At 36.4% G+C, this 13603-nt stretch carries 21 protein-coding genes; 12 read left to right on the forward strand and 9 right to left on the reverse strand.

The window, feature by feature from the left end:
• The first annotated feature begins 152 nt into the window (after positions 1-152).
• Both cobW and H6F62_RS01510 read left to right on the forward strand, forming a co-directional pair.
• Positions 153-1205, forward strand: coding sequence for a cobalamin biosynthesis protein CobW (cobW, locus tag H6F62_RS01505; RefSeq protein WP_190371153.1), 1053 nt, complete (start codon positions 153-155; stop codon positions 1203-1205).
• Between the two features lie 45 nt (positions 1206-1250).
• On the forward strand, positions 1251-1712 hold the full coding sequence (locus tag H6F62_RS01510) for an ABA4-like family protein (protein WP_137906713.1): 462 nt from the start codon (positions 1251-1253) through the stop codon (positions 1710-1712).
• A gap of 84 nt (positions 1713-1796) precedes the next feature.
• Here H6F62_RS01510 and H6F62_RS01515 read toward each other — a convergent pair whose 3' ends face one another.
• From H6F62_RS01515 to H6F62_RS01540, 6 genes are all read right to left on the reverse strand, one after another.
• Positions 1797-2132, reverse strand: a complete 336-nt coding sequence (locus H6F62_RS01515) for a XisI protein (protein ID WP_028083321.1) — start codon at positions 2130-2132, stop codon at positions 1797-1799.
• Positions 2120-2536, reverse strand: coding sequence for an element excision factor XisH family protein (locus H6F62_RS01520; RefSeq protein WP_137906714.1), 417 nt, complete (start codon positions 2534-2536; stop codon positions 2120-2122). Before H6F62_RS01520 ends, H6F62_RS01515 begins: the two co-directional genes overlap by 13 nt.
• Positions 2537-2638: 102 nt before the next feature.
• Positions 2639-2857, reverse strand: coding sequence for an acetyltransferase (locus H6F62_RS01525; RefSeq protein ID WP_137906715.1), 219 nt, complete (start codon positions 2855-2857; stop codon positions 2639-2641).
• Positions 2858-2920: 63 nt separating this feature from the next.
• The gene (locus tag H6F62_RS01530; protein WP_137906716.1) at positions 2921-3229 is read right to left on the reverse strand and encodes a DUF3181 family protein; all 309 of its coding nucleotides are present in this window, start codon (positions 3227-3229) and stop codon (positions 2921-2923) included.
• Between the two features lie 118 nt (positions 3230-3347).
• A complete protein-coding gene (locus H6F62_RS01535) occupies positions 3348-3605 on the reverse strand; it encodes a hypothetical protein (RefSeq protein ID WP_137906717.1) in 258 nt (85 codons plus the stop codon).
• Between the two features lie 136 nt (positions 3606-3741).
• A complete protein-coding gene (locus tag H6F62_RS01540) occupies positions 3742-4005 on the reverse strand; it encodes a hypothetical protein (RefSeq protein ID WP_137906718.1) in 264 nt (87 codons plus the stop codon).
• 537 nt (positions 4006-4542) lie between these two features.
• Between H6F62_RS01540 and H6F62_RS01545 the strand changes: the two genes are divergently transcribed.
• Both H6F62_RS01545 and H6F62_RS01550 read left to right on the forward strand, forming a co-directional pair.
• A complete protein-coding gene (locus tag H6F62_RS01545; RefSeq protein WP_137906779.1) occupies positions 4543-4959 on the forward strand; it encodes a deoxyribodipyrimidine photo-lyase in 417 nt (138 codons plus the stop codon).
• A gap of 157 nt (positions 4960-5116) precedes the next feature.
• Positions 5117-6511: a TldD/PmbA family protein gene (locus tag H6F62_RS01550; RefSeq protein ID WP_190371154.1), complete on the forward strand. Its 1395-nt coding sequence runs from the start codon at positions 5117-5119 to the stop codon at positions 6509-6511.
• Positions 6512-6593: 82 nt separating this feature from the next.
• Here H6F62_RS01550 and coaE read toward each other — a convergent pair whose 3' ends face one another.
• From coaE to cobA, 3 genes are all read right to left on the reverse strand, one after another.
• Positions 6594-7184 carry a dephospho-CoA kinase gene (gene coaE / locus H6F62_RS01555; RefSeq protein ID WP_137906720.1) on the reverse strand — a complete coding sequence of 197 codons (591 nt, stop codon included), beginning with the start codon at positions 7182-7184 and terminating at the stop codon, positions 6594-6596.
• Positions 7184-8029 carry a uroporphyrinogen-III synthase gene (locus H6F62_RS21285; RefSeq protein ID WP_347238688.1) on the reverse strand — a complete coding sequence of 282 codons (846 nt, stop codon included), beginning with the start codon at positions 8027-8029 and terminating at the stop codon, positions 7184-7186. Before H6F62_RS21285 ends, coaE begins: the two co-directional genes overlap by 1 nt.
• 87 nt (positions 8030-8116) lie before the next feature.
• Complete coding sequence (cobA, locus tag H6F62_RS21290) at positions 8117-8836, reverse strand: uroporphyrinogen-III C-methyltransferase (RefSeq protein ID WP_190396089.1); 720 nt, start codon at positions 8834-8836, stop codon at positions 8117-8119.
• A 183-nt stretch (positions 8837-9019) separates the two neighbouring features.
• Here cobA and H6F62_RS01565 point away from each other — a divergent pair, with 183 nt between their 5' ends.
• The 8 genes from H6F62_RS01565 to H6F62_RS01595 all read left to right on the forward strand — a co-directional run bounded on the left by H6F62_RS01565 (position 9020) and on the right by H6F62_RS01595 (position 13589).
• Positions 9020-9436, forward strand: a complete 417-nt coding sequence (locus H6F62_RS01565) for an element excision factor XisH family protein (RefSeq protein WP_137906721.1) — start codon at positions 9020-9022, stop codon at positions 9434-9436.
• A complete protein-coding gene (locus tag H6F62_RS01570; RefSeq protein WP_137906722.1) occupies positions 9424-9759 on the forward strand; it encodes a XisI protein in 336 nt (111 codons plus the stop codon). The genes H6F62_RS01565 and H6F62_RS01570 overlap by 13 nt, the downstream gene beginning before the upstream one ends.
• Before the next feature lie 68 nt (positions 9760-9827).
• A complete protein-coding gene (locus H6F62_RS01575) occupies positions 9828-11543 on the forward strand; it encodes an SUMF1/EgtB/PvdO family nonheme iron enzyme (RefSeq protein ID WP_190371155.1) in 1716 nt (571 codons plus the stop codon).
• 254 nt (positions 11544-11797) lie between these two features.
• On the forward strand, positions 11798-12028 hold the full coding sequence (gene tumA / locus H6F62_RS01580) for an antitoxin TumA (protein WP_137906724.1): 231 nt from the start codon (positions 11798-11800) through the stop codon (positions 12026-12028).
• Positions 12018-12404, forward strand: a complete 387-nt coding sequence (gene tumE / locus H6F62_RS01585; protein ID WP_190371156.1) for a toxin TumE — start codon at positions 12018-12020, stop codon at positions 12402-12404. Before tumA ends, tumE begins: the two co-directional genes overlap by 11 nt.
• Positions 12405-12538: 134 nt before the next feature.
• Positions 12539-12673, forward strand: a complete 135-nt coding sequence (locus H6F62_RS21145; RefSeq protein WP_265584178.1) for a hypothetical protein — start codon at positions 12539-12541, stop codon at positions 12671-12673.
• Between the two features lie 255 nt (positions 12674-12928).
• Positions 12929-13411 carry a PIN domain-containing protein gene (locus H6F62_RS01590; protein ID WP_190371157.1) on the forward strand — a complete coding sequence of 161 codons (483 nt, stop codon included), beginning with the start codon at positions 12929-12931 and terminating at the stop codon, positions 13409-13411.
• Positions 13392-13589: a hypothetical protein gene (locus H6F62_RS01595; protein WP_137906725.1), complete on the forward strand. Its 198-nt coding sequence runs from the start codon at positions 13392-13394 to the stop codon at positions 13587-13589. The genes H6F62_RS01590 and H6F62_RS01595 overlap by 20 nt, the downstream gene beginning before the upstream one ends.
• The last annotated feature ends 14 nt before the right edge of the window (positions 13590-13603 follow it).

Below are 13603 nucleotides of genomic sequence, written 5' to 3' on the forward strand. Positions count from 1 at the left end.
ACAAAACTCTATTGGGATTTAAGCCTCTCCAATCATAAAAACTGCTCCTTTTCCCTCCCCTGTAGGGGAGGGTCAGGGAGGGGTGCGGGGAGAGGTTTGGAGAGGGGTTAGACAATATATGGTAAAATTGATTTCAAAACTACACACAAAACATGGCTACAAAGATCCCCGTTACCGTCATCACTGGCTTCTTAGGAAGCGGTAAAACCAGCATTATCCGTCACCTCCTCCAAAACAACCAAGGACGACGCATAGCAGTATTAGTCAACGAATTTGGTGAACTGGGAATAGATGGAGAATTATTAAAATCCTGTCAAATTTGCCCGGAAGATGAAGTACAAGAAACTCCAGAAAATACTAACATATTTGAACTGACAAACGGCTGTTTATGCTGCACCGTGCAAGAGGAATTTTACCCGACCATGCGGGAATTAATTAAACGCCGCGATAGTATTGATTATATTATCATTGAAACCTCTGGGTTGGCTTTACCGAAACCTTTAATTAAAGCCTTTCGTTGGCAAGAAATTCGCAATGCTGCTACGGTAGATGCAGTAATTACAGTAGTAGATTGTGCTGCGGTTGCTGCGGGAACTTTTGCTAGTGATTTAGATGCTATAGCCGCCCAAAGACAAGAAGATGATAGTCTAGAACATGAAACACCATTACAAGAATTGTTTGAAGATCAACTGGCTTGTGCTGATTTAGTGATTTTGAATAAAACTGATTTAGTTGATAGTGAAACTCAAGGACAAGTTTTAGAATTAGTCAAGAAAGAATTACCGAGAGTTGTGAAAATTGTCGCTAGTGATTATGGTAAATTAGACCCATCTATCTTATTAGGATTTGCAGCCGCAGTTGAAGATAATTTAGATAATCGTCCTAGTCACCACGACACAGAAGAAGACCATGATCATGATGATGAAATTAACTCAACTCACGTGATTTTAAACCGGACTTTTGACCCGGAAAAGCTACAAGCAAGATTAGAAAAACTGGCACAGGAACAAGAAATTTACCGTATTAAAGGATTTGTAGCTGTTGCTAATAAACCCATGCGGTTAGTTATGCAAGGTGTAGGGAATAGATTTGATAAATTTTATGATCGTCCTTGGAAACTAGAAGAAGCAAAACAAACCAGTTTAGTTTTTATCGGTCGTAATTTACAATCTTCAGCAATAGAATCTCAATTAGTAACTTTGTAAGTCTCATTACTGTCACCTGTCAACTGTCAACTGTCACCTAATCTTATGAATACCACAGATTTGTTTAATGTTGCGAATGTTTTTGTTTTGCCTTTTTGGGCTTTGATGATTCTTTTACCTAATTGGAATGTCACCCGCAAGGTCATGGAATCTTATCTACCTTTTGTGGTTTTAGCTGCTGGGTATTTGTATTTATTTGTCACTAGCATTACCCCAGAAAATGCTGCTGCTTTATCAAATCCTCAATTAGCAGATATAGCCAAGTTTTTTAGTAATGAAACTGCTGCTGCTACAGGTTGGATTCATTTTTTAGTCATGGATTTATTTGTGGGAAGATGGATTTATTGGCAAGGACAAAAAACCGGCATTTGGACAATTCACTCGATAGCTTTGTGTTTATTTGCAGGTCCTTTAGGTGTACTTTCTCATATTTTCACCTATTGGATTTCTAAAGCTTTTTCTCAAGGTGCTGAGGGTGTAACAGAAGAAGAAAAAGTAGGGGTTTAGTTAAGTTCACTACTTGACAATCAATTTAAATCAATTTATTTAGATCCGAGACTTCTGAGAGAAGTCGGGGATCTATTTTTGTTTTTAACTCACAGCATATTCTGTATAAGGACGAATTTCCAAGGGATGAAAACCTAAAACAATTTGATCTTTAGGAATACCAGCATTAACTAAATCGTTAGCAATTCCATCTTCTGTTCCATCCCTTTGAATCCAAATTTTACTATTAATAATTTGTATATGGACAATACAAGCATGAACTCTCACACTTTTTTCCCAACCAGAAGTTATTAATAAATAATCTTTATCGTTTTTACCAATAATTAATTCTGTTTGCAATTCTCTGTGGTAATAAGGAATTGCTGCATATTCAGTTAATACTTCCTGGATAATTTGTTGATATTCATTTAGTCTATCCATTGTGTAATCTCCTGTTGGGTGGGATCAAAAATAAGTAGGTGGATTTTATGTTTTTTCAAAACTAGTGTACCAATAGGTTCAGAAAAAATTTCTTTATATGTTGATTCACGAATAGCTAAATATAATAAATATTCATTTGCACTTTCTTCTAATATGTCTGTATATAAAAGATATTGTCCTAGTGCATTTTGCAAATCAGCGATCGCCGATGGATTAATAAAACTTTTAATTTCTACAATAATTCTCCGTTCTGCTTTTTCAGCAATTAGTAATTTTTTTGCCCCTAAATCAACAAATAATTCTCTTAAACCCCACTTTAGTTTAAAGGGATCATCAGTAATTTTCCATCCATCTTTTTCTAAGGCGGTTTTAACTGTATTGTGATAAATATCTTTGGCTGGCATTTATAGTTAATCTCAAATCCAATTTATAGGGTTAAGACCCATGATATTATAATCATAATATTATAATCATAGGGTGAACCAAATCACCCTACATCATTAAAATCAAGTTAAGCAAGTCTCTCTATAATGGGCATCTAACCAACAACGCGGTAATTTTTCCCCAGAGGGAAATATTAATTCTTCCTTTTTATAAGTGTCCGTTTCCTGTTCTTCTTGTCCTTCTTGATCTTGGGCATGGACGATTTTAATAGTGGGGTCAAATAGTTCTTGAACATCAACTATTTTCACCAAATCGCGGCTATCTTTGATTTGTAAAAACATTTTGATCAACCTCCATTATTCAAATGTGTAAATCTGCCAATGGGAATGGTAAGAAAGTAAAGATTATATTTCCCGTTGATATTTTTCTAAGATATCCACTAAGGCTACTTGACATTGTAATGGTAATAAATCAATTAAAGATAGTTCCTTTCTCCCACCACCGACTTTGACGGTAATAGATTCTAAAACTGCAATTACTTGATCTTCATTGACAGCACAAGAAGTAATTAAAGGATACAACTTTTCAGCCACAATCTTATGCAATCTGGCATCGGATAAATAAAGATGCCATTTAGCAATATCTATATAAACACTTTCACCAATTTCTGCGGCTAGGGTTTCTAGTAATTCTGTGGTATTGATTTGAGCCATAAATACAATCTCATTGTTAGTAACATTGGTATATCTTAGCTTATTTCACATTATTACTCAAGTAGCTAGACTTGAGCTACTACCACAGGTGAGAATACCCTAGCTTAATTTTCATTCTTTAGGTAGATTTTGGTGGAGTTTGATCGTAATTAGCGATCGCACCAATGTAAATTAGATGCAGTATTAATACTCCTATCCAACCAATTGTTAACCCTGGTAGCCATTCCCAGGGAGTATTTTTCAAAATGTGGAAAAACCACAATCCCGAAGTCACAGTTGCACAAATACCGACATGAACAGCAAAATTCATGCGATCATCTAGTTTACGAAACTCTGGATCTTTGCGGTCTGGTTTGCGAGGCCAACGAGGGGGCATAAATATAAATGTTCTCTAAATGTTCTTGACAACAGTTAACACACCCTATCTATTGTAAGGTCTTGCGGGTGTAACTGATGAATTTATTTCGCACCAAGACGCAAAGGCGCAAAGAATCCAGAGATGGTAGTATGGGTTATGAAATCTGCACTGTTGACTCTGTATAACAACTTTCGCCAAATTCGCTGCCTCTAGCACTAGGTACTAAAGTCCAACCTGCTTTTAAGAGTTTTTGATAAGTAGCCCAACCCTTGGAACCGCGAGGAACGCGATGATCTGGAACTGAAATTTGAGGAAAAGCTGTATAAGGCCGCCAAGGTTGTCCAGATGCAGTTTGCAAGTACAAAATCTTTTCATCATCACCGTTAGACTTAGATAACCAGCACATTTGTCGAACCATGGTTAACTCCTTGATTGTTTAGCTGAAATATCACCAGGAGGTTAACTGCGGATATTCAGTAGTTTGGGAAATTACCACAAAGGTGTTTTTGATTCCCCATCTAAGTCCTCAGTTATACCAAATTGTGATTAAGTGTTATTGAGCCTGATGTTTAAGGCAGTAAAGATTATTTTGTCAAGTAAATTATTTAAGAAGGTAAACTCCTGTCAGCTGGTTTTATTAAAAGGGAAAGATGAACAAGAACAATGGTTTTTTTGATTATTGATGTTTCCTGTTAATCAAATATTTTCAGCAAATATTTTTATCATGTTAGCCACGGTTGTTATAATTGTATGTATCTATAGTTACGATTTGCTAAAAATGAGCAAAAATTTATTGATAATGTTGACAACGCAATTCACGTGAGAGGCCAGAATGCCTATTTTACAGGAATGTAAAGGATTTAAGCCCTTTGCACATGATCCAACTTCACCGTTATGATTTAAGATGGGTATTGGATTTTATATATTCTTCTATTGACATAGATCAGCACAGATGATGAATCAACCAGTTGTTTGGGTAAATGGAGACTGTCTAAGTCCCTACAACCCCGCACTTCAAGAATATCCCCAAGCTCCAGCCCTTTGGGTTTGGGATGATGCTTTAATTACCAAGTGGCATATTGGATTAAAACGCCTCACGTTTATTTACGAATGTTTGCTAGAATTACCCGTAGAAATTCGCCGGGGGAATGTAGCAGCAGAAGTTTTAGCGTTTGCTCAAGAACATAATACTAATCATGTGGTGACTACAGATAGCCCCAGTCCCCTCTTTAGTGATATTTGTGATCAAATTGAAAAGTCTGCAAAATTGGAAGTTTTTGCTGTAGAACCGTTTTTTGAATATGATGGATATATTGATTTAAAGCGGTTTTCCCGGTATTGGAAAGTAGCAGAAAAATATGTTTTTGAGTAAAAATAAATGTAGTTTAAGTAGGTGAACGGAAAAAAACGACATAAGTAACGAAAAGTAAAGTTGCCCAAAACCTGTTCCCTGTTCCCTGTTCCCTGTTCCCTGTTCCCTTGTCATAACGACAATTTTTAACGCCAACCTACTGATAGTGAATTTTGCAATGACAACCAAACTTACTGATGTTCAAAATCTCCTCTCAGATTTAATTTCCCGTTACTCTTCCCGTGTGGACTATTTGATGATTCGCTTAGAAGAATCCCAAGGAACAGATATTGTCTTACGTGGTGAGCAAGTGGAAACTCTCAGTGAGGGTATTTCTATTGGTGGCCAGATTCGTACTTGTTATAAAGGTGGCTGGGGATTAAGTAGTTTTAATAAATTAGCAACCATTGAAGACCGCATAGAAGAAGCCATCGTCGCAGCCCGGATAATTGGTGATGAAGAAACTATACTCGCACCTATTGATCCTGTCCAAGCAATATGTCAATTACCGATCTTGGGTACTGATCCCCGTCAAGTTTCGCTGAAGCAGAAAAAACAATTATGCGATCGCTATACGGAATTAATGAAAACATTAGATAGCCGTATTACTACTACTTCCGTCCGTTATAGTGACAGCAGCCAAAGAGTAATTATTATCACATCTGAAGGTACTTTCATTGACCAATCTTGGGTAGATATGGAAATGCGCTTTGCAGCCACAGCCAGGAATGGAGACACAGTACAAACCGGCAGAGAAACTACTGGTTCTCGCAAAGCCTACGAAGACCTAACTAATTTAGACAAACAAGTTAAAGCAGCAGCAGCAAGAGCAGTTACGTCTTTATCATTACCTTCAGTCAAAGGCAACACTTACACCGTAGTGATTGATCCCATTCTCACTGGTTTATTTGTTCATGAAGCCTTCGGACATCTTTCCGAAGCGGACATGGCCTATGAAAACCCGGATATTCTCGAAGTTATGACTTTAGGAAGACGTTTTGGACCCGAAGAACTGCAAATATTTGATGGTGCTGTACCCGAAGGACATCGCGGTAGTTATTTTTACGACGATGAAGGTACACCCGCAACGACTACCCAGTTAATTCAGGATGGTATATTAGTTGGTAGACTGCATTCCCGTGAAACTGCTGGTAAATTAGAGGAGCAACCCACGGGTAATGCTCGTTGTCTCAATTATCACTTTTCCCCCATTGTCAGAATGACAAATACCTGGATTGAACGCGGGAAAACCCCAGTCCCCGACTTATTTACTGATATCAAAGAAGGAGTTTATGCCCAAAATTGGTTAGGTGGAATGACGAATGGGGAAATGTTCACTTTCACTGCTGGGGAAGCTTGGATGATTAGAAACGGGAAAATTGCTGAACCCGTAAAAGATGTTACCCTTTCCGGTAACGTCTTCCAAACCCTCGCAGATATAGAAGCCATTGGTGATGATTTTTACTGGGATGAATCCGGGGGTTGTGGTAAAGGTGGACAAAATGGTTTACCGGTGGGTTGCGGTGGTCCGAGTTTGCGAATTAAGGATGTTGTAGTGGGGGGAGAAAGTTAAATTTTGTTTCGCGCAATCTCTTTTAGATATCCCGCAGGGGTAGTCGCTAAGGAGAAAAGACGCAAAGGAAAATAAGGGGTTTTTAAATACCCTTTTTTATCACCATATCTATTTGTTGTAAAAGGGATTCTAAATTAGAGGAATTATCTAAATTTACGTCAGCACGGGCGATTTTTTCAGCAATGGGTAATTGACTATTAATTCTTGCTGCTGCTTGTTCTGCTGTTAAATTATTTCTTGCCATTAATCTTTCTAGTTGTTGTTGTTCCGAACAAGATACAACCCAAATTTGATTAACTAAGCTCTCTAAATTGGCTTCAAATAAGAGAGGAATGACTAAAATTAAAGTATTTGCAGATGATTCCTTAATAGCTTGATCAAAGCAATTTCTAACATAAGGATGAATTAAACTTTCTACCCAATGACGTTCTTGGGGAAGATTAAAAATAATTTCTCCTAATTTTCCTCGATTTAAATTACCATCATTTAATATAATATCTTTACCATATTTTCCTACAATTTTTGATAGAAGAGGAGAACCAAGAGACACAGCATCTCTCGCATAAATATCTGCATCTAAAATCGGTAAATTGTAAACCGTAGCCAAATAATGAGCAACTGTACTTTTACCCGTCGCAATACCACCAGTTAAACCAATTAAATTTTTATTCATTAGTGATTAAATACATCTCTCTGTGATCTCTGTGCCTCTGTGGTTCGTGATTCTTTGATTACATACTTAATAATAGCATTTGTTAAACCTTCTAAAGTATATTCTTCCGCTTCAATATCCACTCTGCCCAAGATAGAATGACAAGTTTTTGAAGTTTGAGGACCAATGGAAGCTATAGAAACCCTGGCTAAAATTTCCGGGTTGTAGGTAAAAATAGGTGCTGTTAATTGGGAGAAAAATAGCACAGTTTTAGAACTCGCAAAAGTAATGATATCTATGGTATTATTAACTAAAGCATATTCAGCCGCAGTTGGCATATTTTGAGGACAGCAAGATTCATAAGCGGGAACTTCAATTACTTCCGCACCTTTGGCCGTTAATTCTTTAACCAACACCTCTCTGCCACCACTTTCAACCCTAGGAAATAATATCTTTTTACCTGTTAGCAATTCAGGAAAATTTTCCACTAAAGAATCAGCAACAAAGTCAGGAGGAATAAAATCCGCTTGTATATTTTGTTTTTGCAAACTTTGGGCTGTTTTTTCACCAACAACAGCAATTTTTACCCCAGATAAAGCATCTTGATTTTGACCAGATTTTGCTAATCTTTGAAAAAAGTATTCTACCCCATTACTAGAGGTGAGAATTAGCCAATTGAAAGTTGATAAATGTAAAATTGCCTGATCTAAAGCTTCCCAACTACTAGGAGGTCCAATTTCCAAAGTTGGCATTTCTATTACTTTAGCACCTGCGGAGGTTAAGCGATCGCTAAATTGATTTGATTGACCGACGGAACGGGTAACTAAGATGGTTTTACCAGCGAGGGGGGAAAGATTGTAATTCACGGTTGTTGCATTAATAATTTTTGGTTTCGCGCAAAGACGCAAAGGAGCAAAGACGCAAAGAGGAGATTTTTTTAGATTATAGTTAGATTACAAGTAATCGCGTAATCTCACAACTTCACCAATAACTATAACTGCGGGAGAGAGAGATAAACCAGCGGTTTGCTGGAGAATATTTTCCAGTTCTCCTGTCCAGATTTGTTGGTTTGGTGTCCCAGCCCAACGGATAATAGCAATGGGTGTAGAATAGGATTTTCCATATTTTATCATTTGATGGATTATTTCTGGTAAATTTTTTCCTCCCATCAAAATTACTAAGGTTTCCAAGCTTGCTAATGCTTCCCAGTTTAAAGTATCTGGTTCATGGGCTGTACAGACTGCAAAACAACGACTAAGAACGTTATCTGTGAGGGGAATTCCCGCTAATAATGGTGCTGCTAATGCCGAAGAGATTCCGGGAATGAGTTCAAAATCACAACCGGCTGTTTTTAAAGCTGCAATTTCTAAAAGACAGCGACCAAATATAAAAGGATCTCCTGATTTTAGTCTAATAACTTGTTTACCTTCTAAACAATATTTTACCAGTAAATCGTTAATTTCAGTTTGGGAAGTGCTAGGTTGACCACCGCGTTTACCAACATCTATTTTTAGACAATTACCAGGGACACAATCTAATAATTGACTATCAACTAAAGCATCATAGACTAATACTTGAGCAGTTTGTAAAAGACGATAGGCTTTAACTGTTAAATAGGCCACATCTCCAGGTCCAGCACCAACAAGATAGACTTTACCCATTTTTATAATCATGTTTAGTAATTACTCCTAAATAAAGGTTGTTTTATTATAATAAAGTAACTCAAACATGATATAATCCTTATCAGGTCTTTACAAGACTACACCACAGTTATTCGTCCTGATCACAATGGTACTTGTGTTGCTTATATCCCATCCCCACTAAGTATCATAGATTACTTAATAGTAAAAATATAAATAATGGCTAAAGACAAATTTCACGATGTTGTCAAAAATGCTTTAATTAAAGAAGGATGGACAATTACAAATGATCCATTATTTATTCAATTTGGAGGAGTAGATTTATATGTTGATTTGGGTGCAGAAAAAATGCTTGCAGCCCAAAAAGACAATGAAAAAATAGCTGTTGAGATCAAAAGTTTTCTTGGTGATTCCACAATTTCTGACTTTCATCAAGCTCTTGGACAACTGCTGAATTATCGCTTAATTTTACGACGGCAAGAACCAGAAAGAATTTTATATTTAGCTGTCCCATTTGATATTTATGAAAGTTTTTTCAAGCTAGAATTTACTCAGATAGCTATTATTGATTATCAGTTAAAAATTATTGTTTATAATATTGACGAGGAGGTAATATCTCAATGGATAAATTAGAAAAGTATCGGCATTATATTGAAAGTATTCTCAAAGAATATAGTCAATATAAACCATCCTATGGAGATGTAGAATTACAGGTAATTATTGATAAAGAACATAATCATTATCAATTAATGACTGTGGGATGGAATGGAGAAAAACGCATTCATGGAATCATGCTACATATTGATATTAAAGATGGTAAAATTTGGATACAACACAATGGAACTGAAAGAAGAATTGCTCAAGATTTATTAGAATTAGGAGTACCAAAACAAGATATTGTTTTAGCATTTCATTCACCAACCAGAAGAAAATATAGTGATTTTGCGGTGAATTAATTAGGTTTGGGGTAAAAATGGAAAATATTGTATAATTATACTCAAACGATTAGCCCCAACGAGTATCTATGAGTCAATGTCTTAACCCCGACTGTCTACAGCGAAATCCACCGGACACGATATTTTGTCAACGTTGTGGAAGTAAACTAATATTGCAAGAACGATATCGTAGTGTGCGGGTAATTGGTGAAGGTGGCTTTGGGAGAACCTTTTTAGCAGTAGACAAACAAAGATTAGATACTCCCTGTGTAATTAAGCAATTTTTACCCCAACAGTCGGGAAGTGCGGCTTTAGAAAAAGCGACAGAGTTATTTAAACAAGAAGCTTTTCGACTGCGAGATTTAGGAAAACATTCACATATTCCTGATTTACTCGCATTCTTTCCCCAAGAAGGAAGACTATATTTAATTCAGGAATTTATCGAAGGTAAAAATCTCTTAGATGAATTACAACAAAAAGGAAAATTCAGCGAGTCAGAAGTTAAACAGATATTAGTTGAATTATTACCTATTTTACAATTTGTCCATGATAATAAAGTCATTCACCGAGATATTAAACCAGAAAATATTATTAAAAGTTCCCAAACTGATGCTTTATTCCTAATTGATTTTGGAGTTTCTAAAGAAGTTGGGGGAACTGTTCTGACTAGAGTGGGAACGATTACGGGAACGCCGGGATATGCACCACCAGAACAATTTCGCGGGATGGTTTTTCCCAATAGTGATCTTTATAGTTTGGCTGTAACTTGTATTCGTTTATTAACAGGATATTTTCCCAAAGCTGACGGTGATGATTTACTATTTGATTCCATGAGAATGCAGTGGATATGGAAACAATATGTTTCTGTGAGTCAGGAGTTGGAAATAGTTTTAGATAAAATGTTGCAGGATTTACCGATTAATCGGTTTCAATCAGCATACGAGGTTTTATCAGCATTGCAAATACAACAAATTCCACCGACAATTATCGCCCCACAACTACCAGTTTCTCCTAATTCCTACCAGCAATTTTTACAATTTATTTCTCCACCAGTAAAACCACCAGTTTATCCTCACCAAAATGAAAATCTAGGAAATGGTGTAGTTTTAGAAATGGTGGCAATACCTGGAGGAAAATTCCTCATGGGTTCACCGGAAGGACAAGGATATGATAGAGAAAGACCCCAACATCAAGTTACCATTCAACCCTTTTACATGGGAAAATACCCTGTTACTCAAGCCCAATGGGAAAGGGTAGCATATTTACCCAAGGTGAAAATTGATTTAAGGTCTAAACCCTCACACTTCCAAGGTGCAAATCTTCCAGTTGAAAATGTATCATGGCATGACGCACAGGAATTTTGTGTTAGACTAAGTAAAGCTACAGGTAAATTATATCGCTTACCCAGTGAAGCAGAATGGGAATATGCTTGTAGAGCTAATACCACAACTCCCTACTACTTCGGTGATACCATTACCACCGATTTAGTCAATCATCGTAATAAGTATGGACAAACCACAGAAGTAGGAAAATTTCCCCCTAATGCTTTTGGTTTGTATGATATGCACGGAAATGTCTGGGAGTGGTGTGAAGACGGTTGGCATGAAAACTATATAAACGCGCCTATTTGGCCTAATAGTAGTATTGCTTGGATGAGTAACAATAACAACCGTGTGCTGCGTGGTGGTCAGTGGTATCTTAATCCTTCTTATTGCCGTTCGGCCAGTCGCAGCTACAATAGTGGAGACCGCAGGAACAAAGACAACGGTTTTCGGTTGGTAGTTTCTGGTGCAGGGATTCTTTAATTTTTTACACTTTCAAATATTTTTAATAAGTAGGTTGGGTTGACACCAGGAAACCCAACATTTCCTATAATTACAGCAGTTCCCGGTATTATGAAGTACAGATATTAATGATAAAACTCTTGTGGTGCGGGCATACTTCGACCAATCTCAGTACAAGTCTTGCCCGCACAAAGTGTACTTCACTCAAAGCTACTTGCTGTATTATATTTTGAGGTTATGTTATTTTAAATTTATATCCATAATTGAAAAAGACAATGCGTAAACAAACTATTCAATACACATCACCATTAGATGCTTTAGTTGCGGTTGCAAAACGATTAAGTATCTGTGAAAACCAACAAAAAATGGATTCTGAAGAATTTTTTTACCAATATAATCAAGGTATATTATCAGATGATGCCCTATTTATAGAATGGGCAAATGATTACCGTCATTACCTTGCTTTACGTCAGGAACTAGATCAAAGATTTAACTATGCTGCCTAATATTCTATCTGATGACTTCAATCAAGTTGAGCAGGTAGTTCTTATGTACAGTAATGTTTATGTCGAACGTTACGAAGAGGAAATTTTAACTCCCAACCGAGCTAATATCAAAATTCGATTGCGTTTCCATCAAACACATTTGCTAGAAATAAACGAAGCTATCGTAGTCGCAAACAATCAATTACAATTTCTCGATTACCGTTACCATTTTCAAAACGAACATAATTACCTAATTTTTCGTTATGATAGCACCCCTCACTTTCCTAATCTACCAAACTTTCCCTATCATAAACATTTACCAGATGATGTGATTGCTGCGGATAAACCTGAAATCTCTCAAGTTCTAAAAGAAGCAAATGGACTATTAAGTAGGTAGGCGGGAAAATTTATAACTACGTAACAAAACCTTAATCATAGGATCTGCGGAAGATAGGTTAAAAAGGAGATTATTTATAGAAAATTAGTTTTATAGAAAATTAGTTATTTATAGTGAATTTAGGAGGGTGAAAAATGCCCTTATCTCAGTTGAAACAATGGTCTGGATATGCTTTGGGTGTTTGCATTGCATTCAACGTCCTTGTCCAACAAAATGTTGAGGCAACTCAACTAATTCCGTTAGTTCAAAAGTATTCAAAAATCCGATAGCGGAGCGTGGCGTTAGCCATAATTACCGATTGTGACACCTGGGGTGCGGAATGTGGGTTATACTGTTCATAGGGTCTAGCCGGGATACGCGCAAAATGGGACACGATGCAAAGATTTGTAAAGATACTTGCTTTATAGTTGGACTTAAGATACAATTGGAAAATTTTATCGTTGAAGCTAGATAGATGAGATAGTGTATAAATTGTATGGATTAATAGAAGAAGAGATTCAGATAATTGAAGAAAGTGGAAAACGATGAGTAAAAACTACTTAATTTATGCTGATATTTGTTGTTTATGTCGTTCCTTAGATGACTTACAACAGTCTAGGATTAAATTAGAAGCAGAAGCTATGCTCTCCATTTTAGAACAATGCGAGCAAAAAAAATGGACATTAGTAAACAGCGATGCACTGCAATTTGAACTAGCGAAAAATTCAGACCTCTTCAAAAAAGAACAACTAGAAGCTATCCTATCCATTGCTACTAATTATCTGCAAACAAATGACATAATAGAATCATTAGCCTCAGACTTAGTTAAACTGGGATTTAAACTTTATGATGCTTTACACTTAGCTTTTAGTCAAACCTATAATCTGGATATATTTTTAACCACTGATGACAGATTATTAAGAAAAGCTAAAAAGTATCCAGATTTGATTACCATTAAAGTAGAAAACCCCGTTGTTTGGTTAATGAACATTTTACAGGAGGAAGCAGATGAAACTAACAGAAATTAGACAACAAGGATATCAAGCATTAATTGAATCCTTGGGAGTTGTAGGAATGTTACGCTTTATTCAACAATTTGAAGTAGGTTATGGAGATTACACTACTGAAAAATATCAATTAGAAGAACCAACCATAGAAGATTTTCAACAATTTGTGAGAGGGGATAATAAGGAAGTAAATAAATAAAGGGAAAGGGATGG

This window comes from Anabaena sp. FACHB-1391, assembly GCF_014696755.1.
Lineage (GTDB): Bacteria > Cyanobacteriota > Cyanobacteriia > Cyanobacteriales > Nostocaceae > Dolichospermum > Dolichospermum planctonicum.

Bases quoted from the DNA above. Each gene is read 5' to 3' on its own strand.
- H6F62_RS01510 (WP_137906713.1), top strand. From the start codon at position 1,251: ATGAATACCACAGATTTGTTTAATGTTGCGAATGTTTTTGTTTTGCCT.
- cobA (WP_190396089.1), bottom strand. From the start codon at position 8,836: ATGATTATAAAAATGGGTAAAGTCTATCTTGTTGGTGCTGGACCTGGA.
- tumE (WP_190371156.1), top strand. From the start codon at position 12,018: ATGCTGCCTAATATTCTATCTGATGACTTCAATCAAGTTGAGCAGGTA.
- H6F62_RS01545 (WP_137906779.1), top strand. From the start codon at position 4,543: ATGAATCAACCAGTTGTTTGGGTAAATGGAGACTGTCTAAGTCCCTAC.
- coaE (WP_137906720.1), bottom strand. From the start codon at position 7,184: ATGAATAAAAATTTAATTGGTTTAACTGGTGGTATTGCGACGGGTAAA.
- H6F62_RS01590 (WP_190371157.1), top strand. From the start codon at position 12,929: ATGAGTAAAAACTACTTAATTTATGCTGATATTTGTTGTTTATGTCGT.
- H6F62_RS21145 (WP_265584178.1), top strand. From the start codon at position 12,539: ATGCCCTTATCTCAGTTGAAACAATGGTCTGGATATGCTTTGGGTGTT.
- H6F62_RS01530 (WP_137906716.1), bottom strand. From the start codon at position 3,229: ATGGCTCAAATCAATACCACAGAATTACTAGAAACCCTAGCCGCAGAA.
- tumA (WP_137906724.1), top strand. From the start codon at position 11,798: ATGCGTAAACAAACTATTCAATACACATCACCATTAGATGCTTTAGTT.
- H6F62_RS01550 (WP_190371154.1), top strand. From the start codon at position 5,117: ATGACAACCAAACTTACTGATGTTCAAAATCTCCTCTCAGATTTAATT.
- H6F62_RS01520 (WP_137906714.1), bottom strand. From the start codon at position 2,536: ATGCCAGCCAAAGATATTTATCACAATACAGTTAAAACCGCCTTAGAA.
- H6F62_RS01595 (WP_137906725.1), top strand. From the start codon at position 13,392: ATGAAACTAACAGAAATTAGACAACAAGGATATCAAGCATTAATTGAA.
- H6F62_RS01575 (WP_190371155.1), top strand. From the start codon at position 9,828: ATGAGTCAATGTCTTAACCCCGACTGTCTACAGCGAAATCCACCGGAC.
- H6F62_RS01515 (WP_028083321.1), bottom strand. From the start codon at position 2,132: ATGGATAGACTAAATGAATATCAACAAATTATCCAGGAAGTATTAACT.
- cobW (WP_190371153.1), top strand. From the start codon at position 153: ATGGCTACAAAGATCCCCGTTACCGTCATCACTGGCTTCTTAGGAAGC.
- H6F62_RS01535 (WP_137906717.1), bottom strand. From the start codon at position 3,605: ATGCCCCCTCGTTGGCCTCGCAAACCAGACCGCAAAGATCCAGAGTTT.
- H6F62_RS01525 (WP_137906715.1), bottom strand. From the start codon at position 2,857: ATGTTTTTACAAATCAAAGATAGCCGCGATTTGGTGAAAATAGTTGAT.
- H6F62_RS01570 (WP_137906722.1), top strand. From the start codon at position 9,424: ATGGATAAATTAGAAAAGTATCGGCATTATATTGAAAGTATTCTCAAA.
- H6F62_RS01540 (WP_137906718.1), bottom strand. From the start codon at position 4,005: ATGGTTCGACAAATGTGCTGGTTATCTAAGTCTAACGGTGATGATGAA.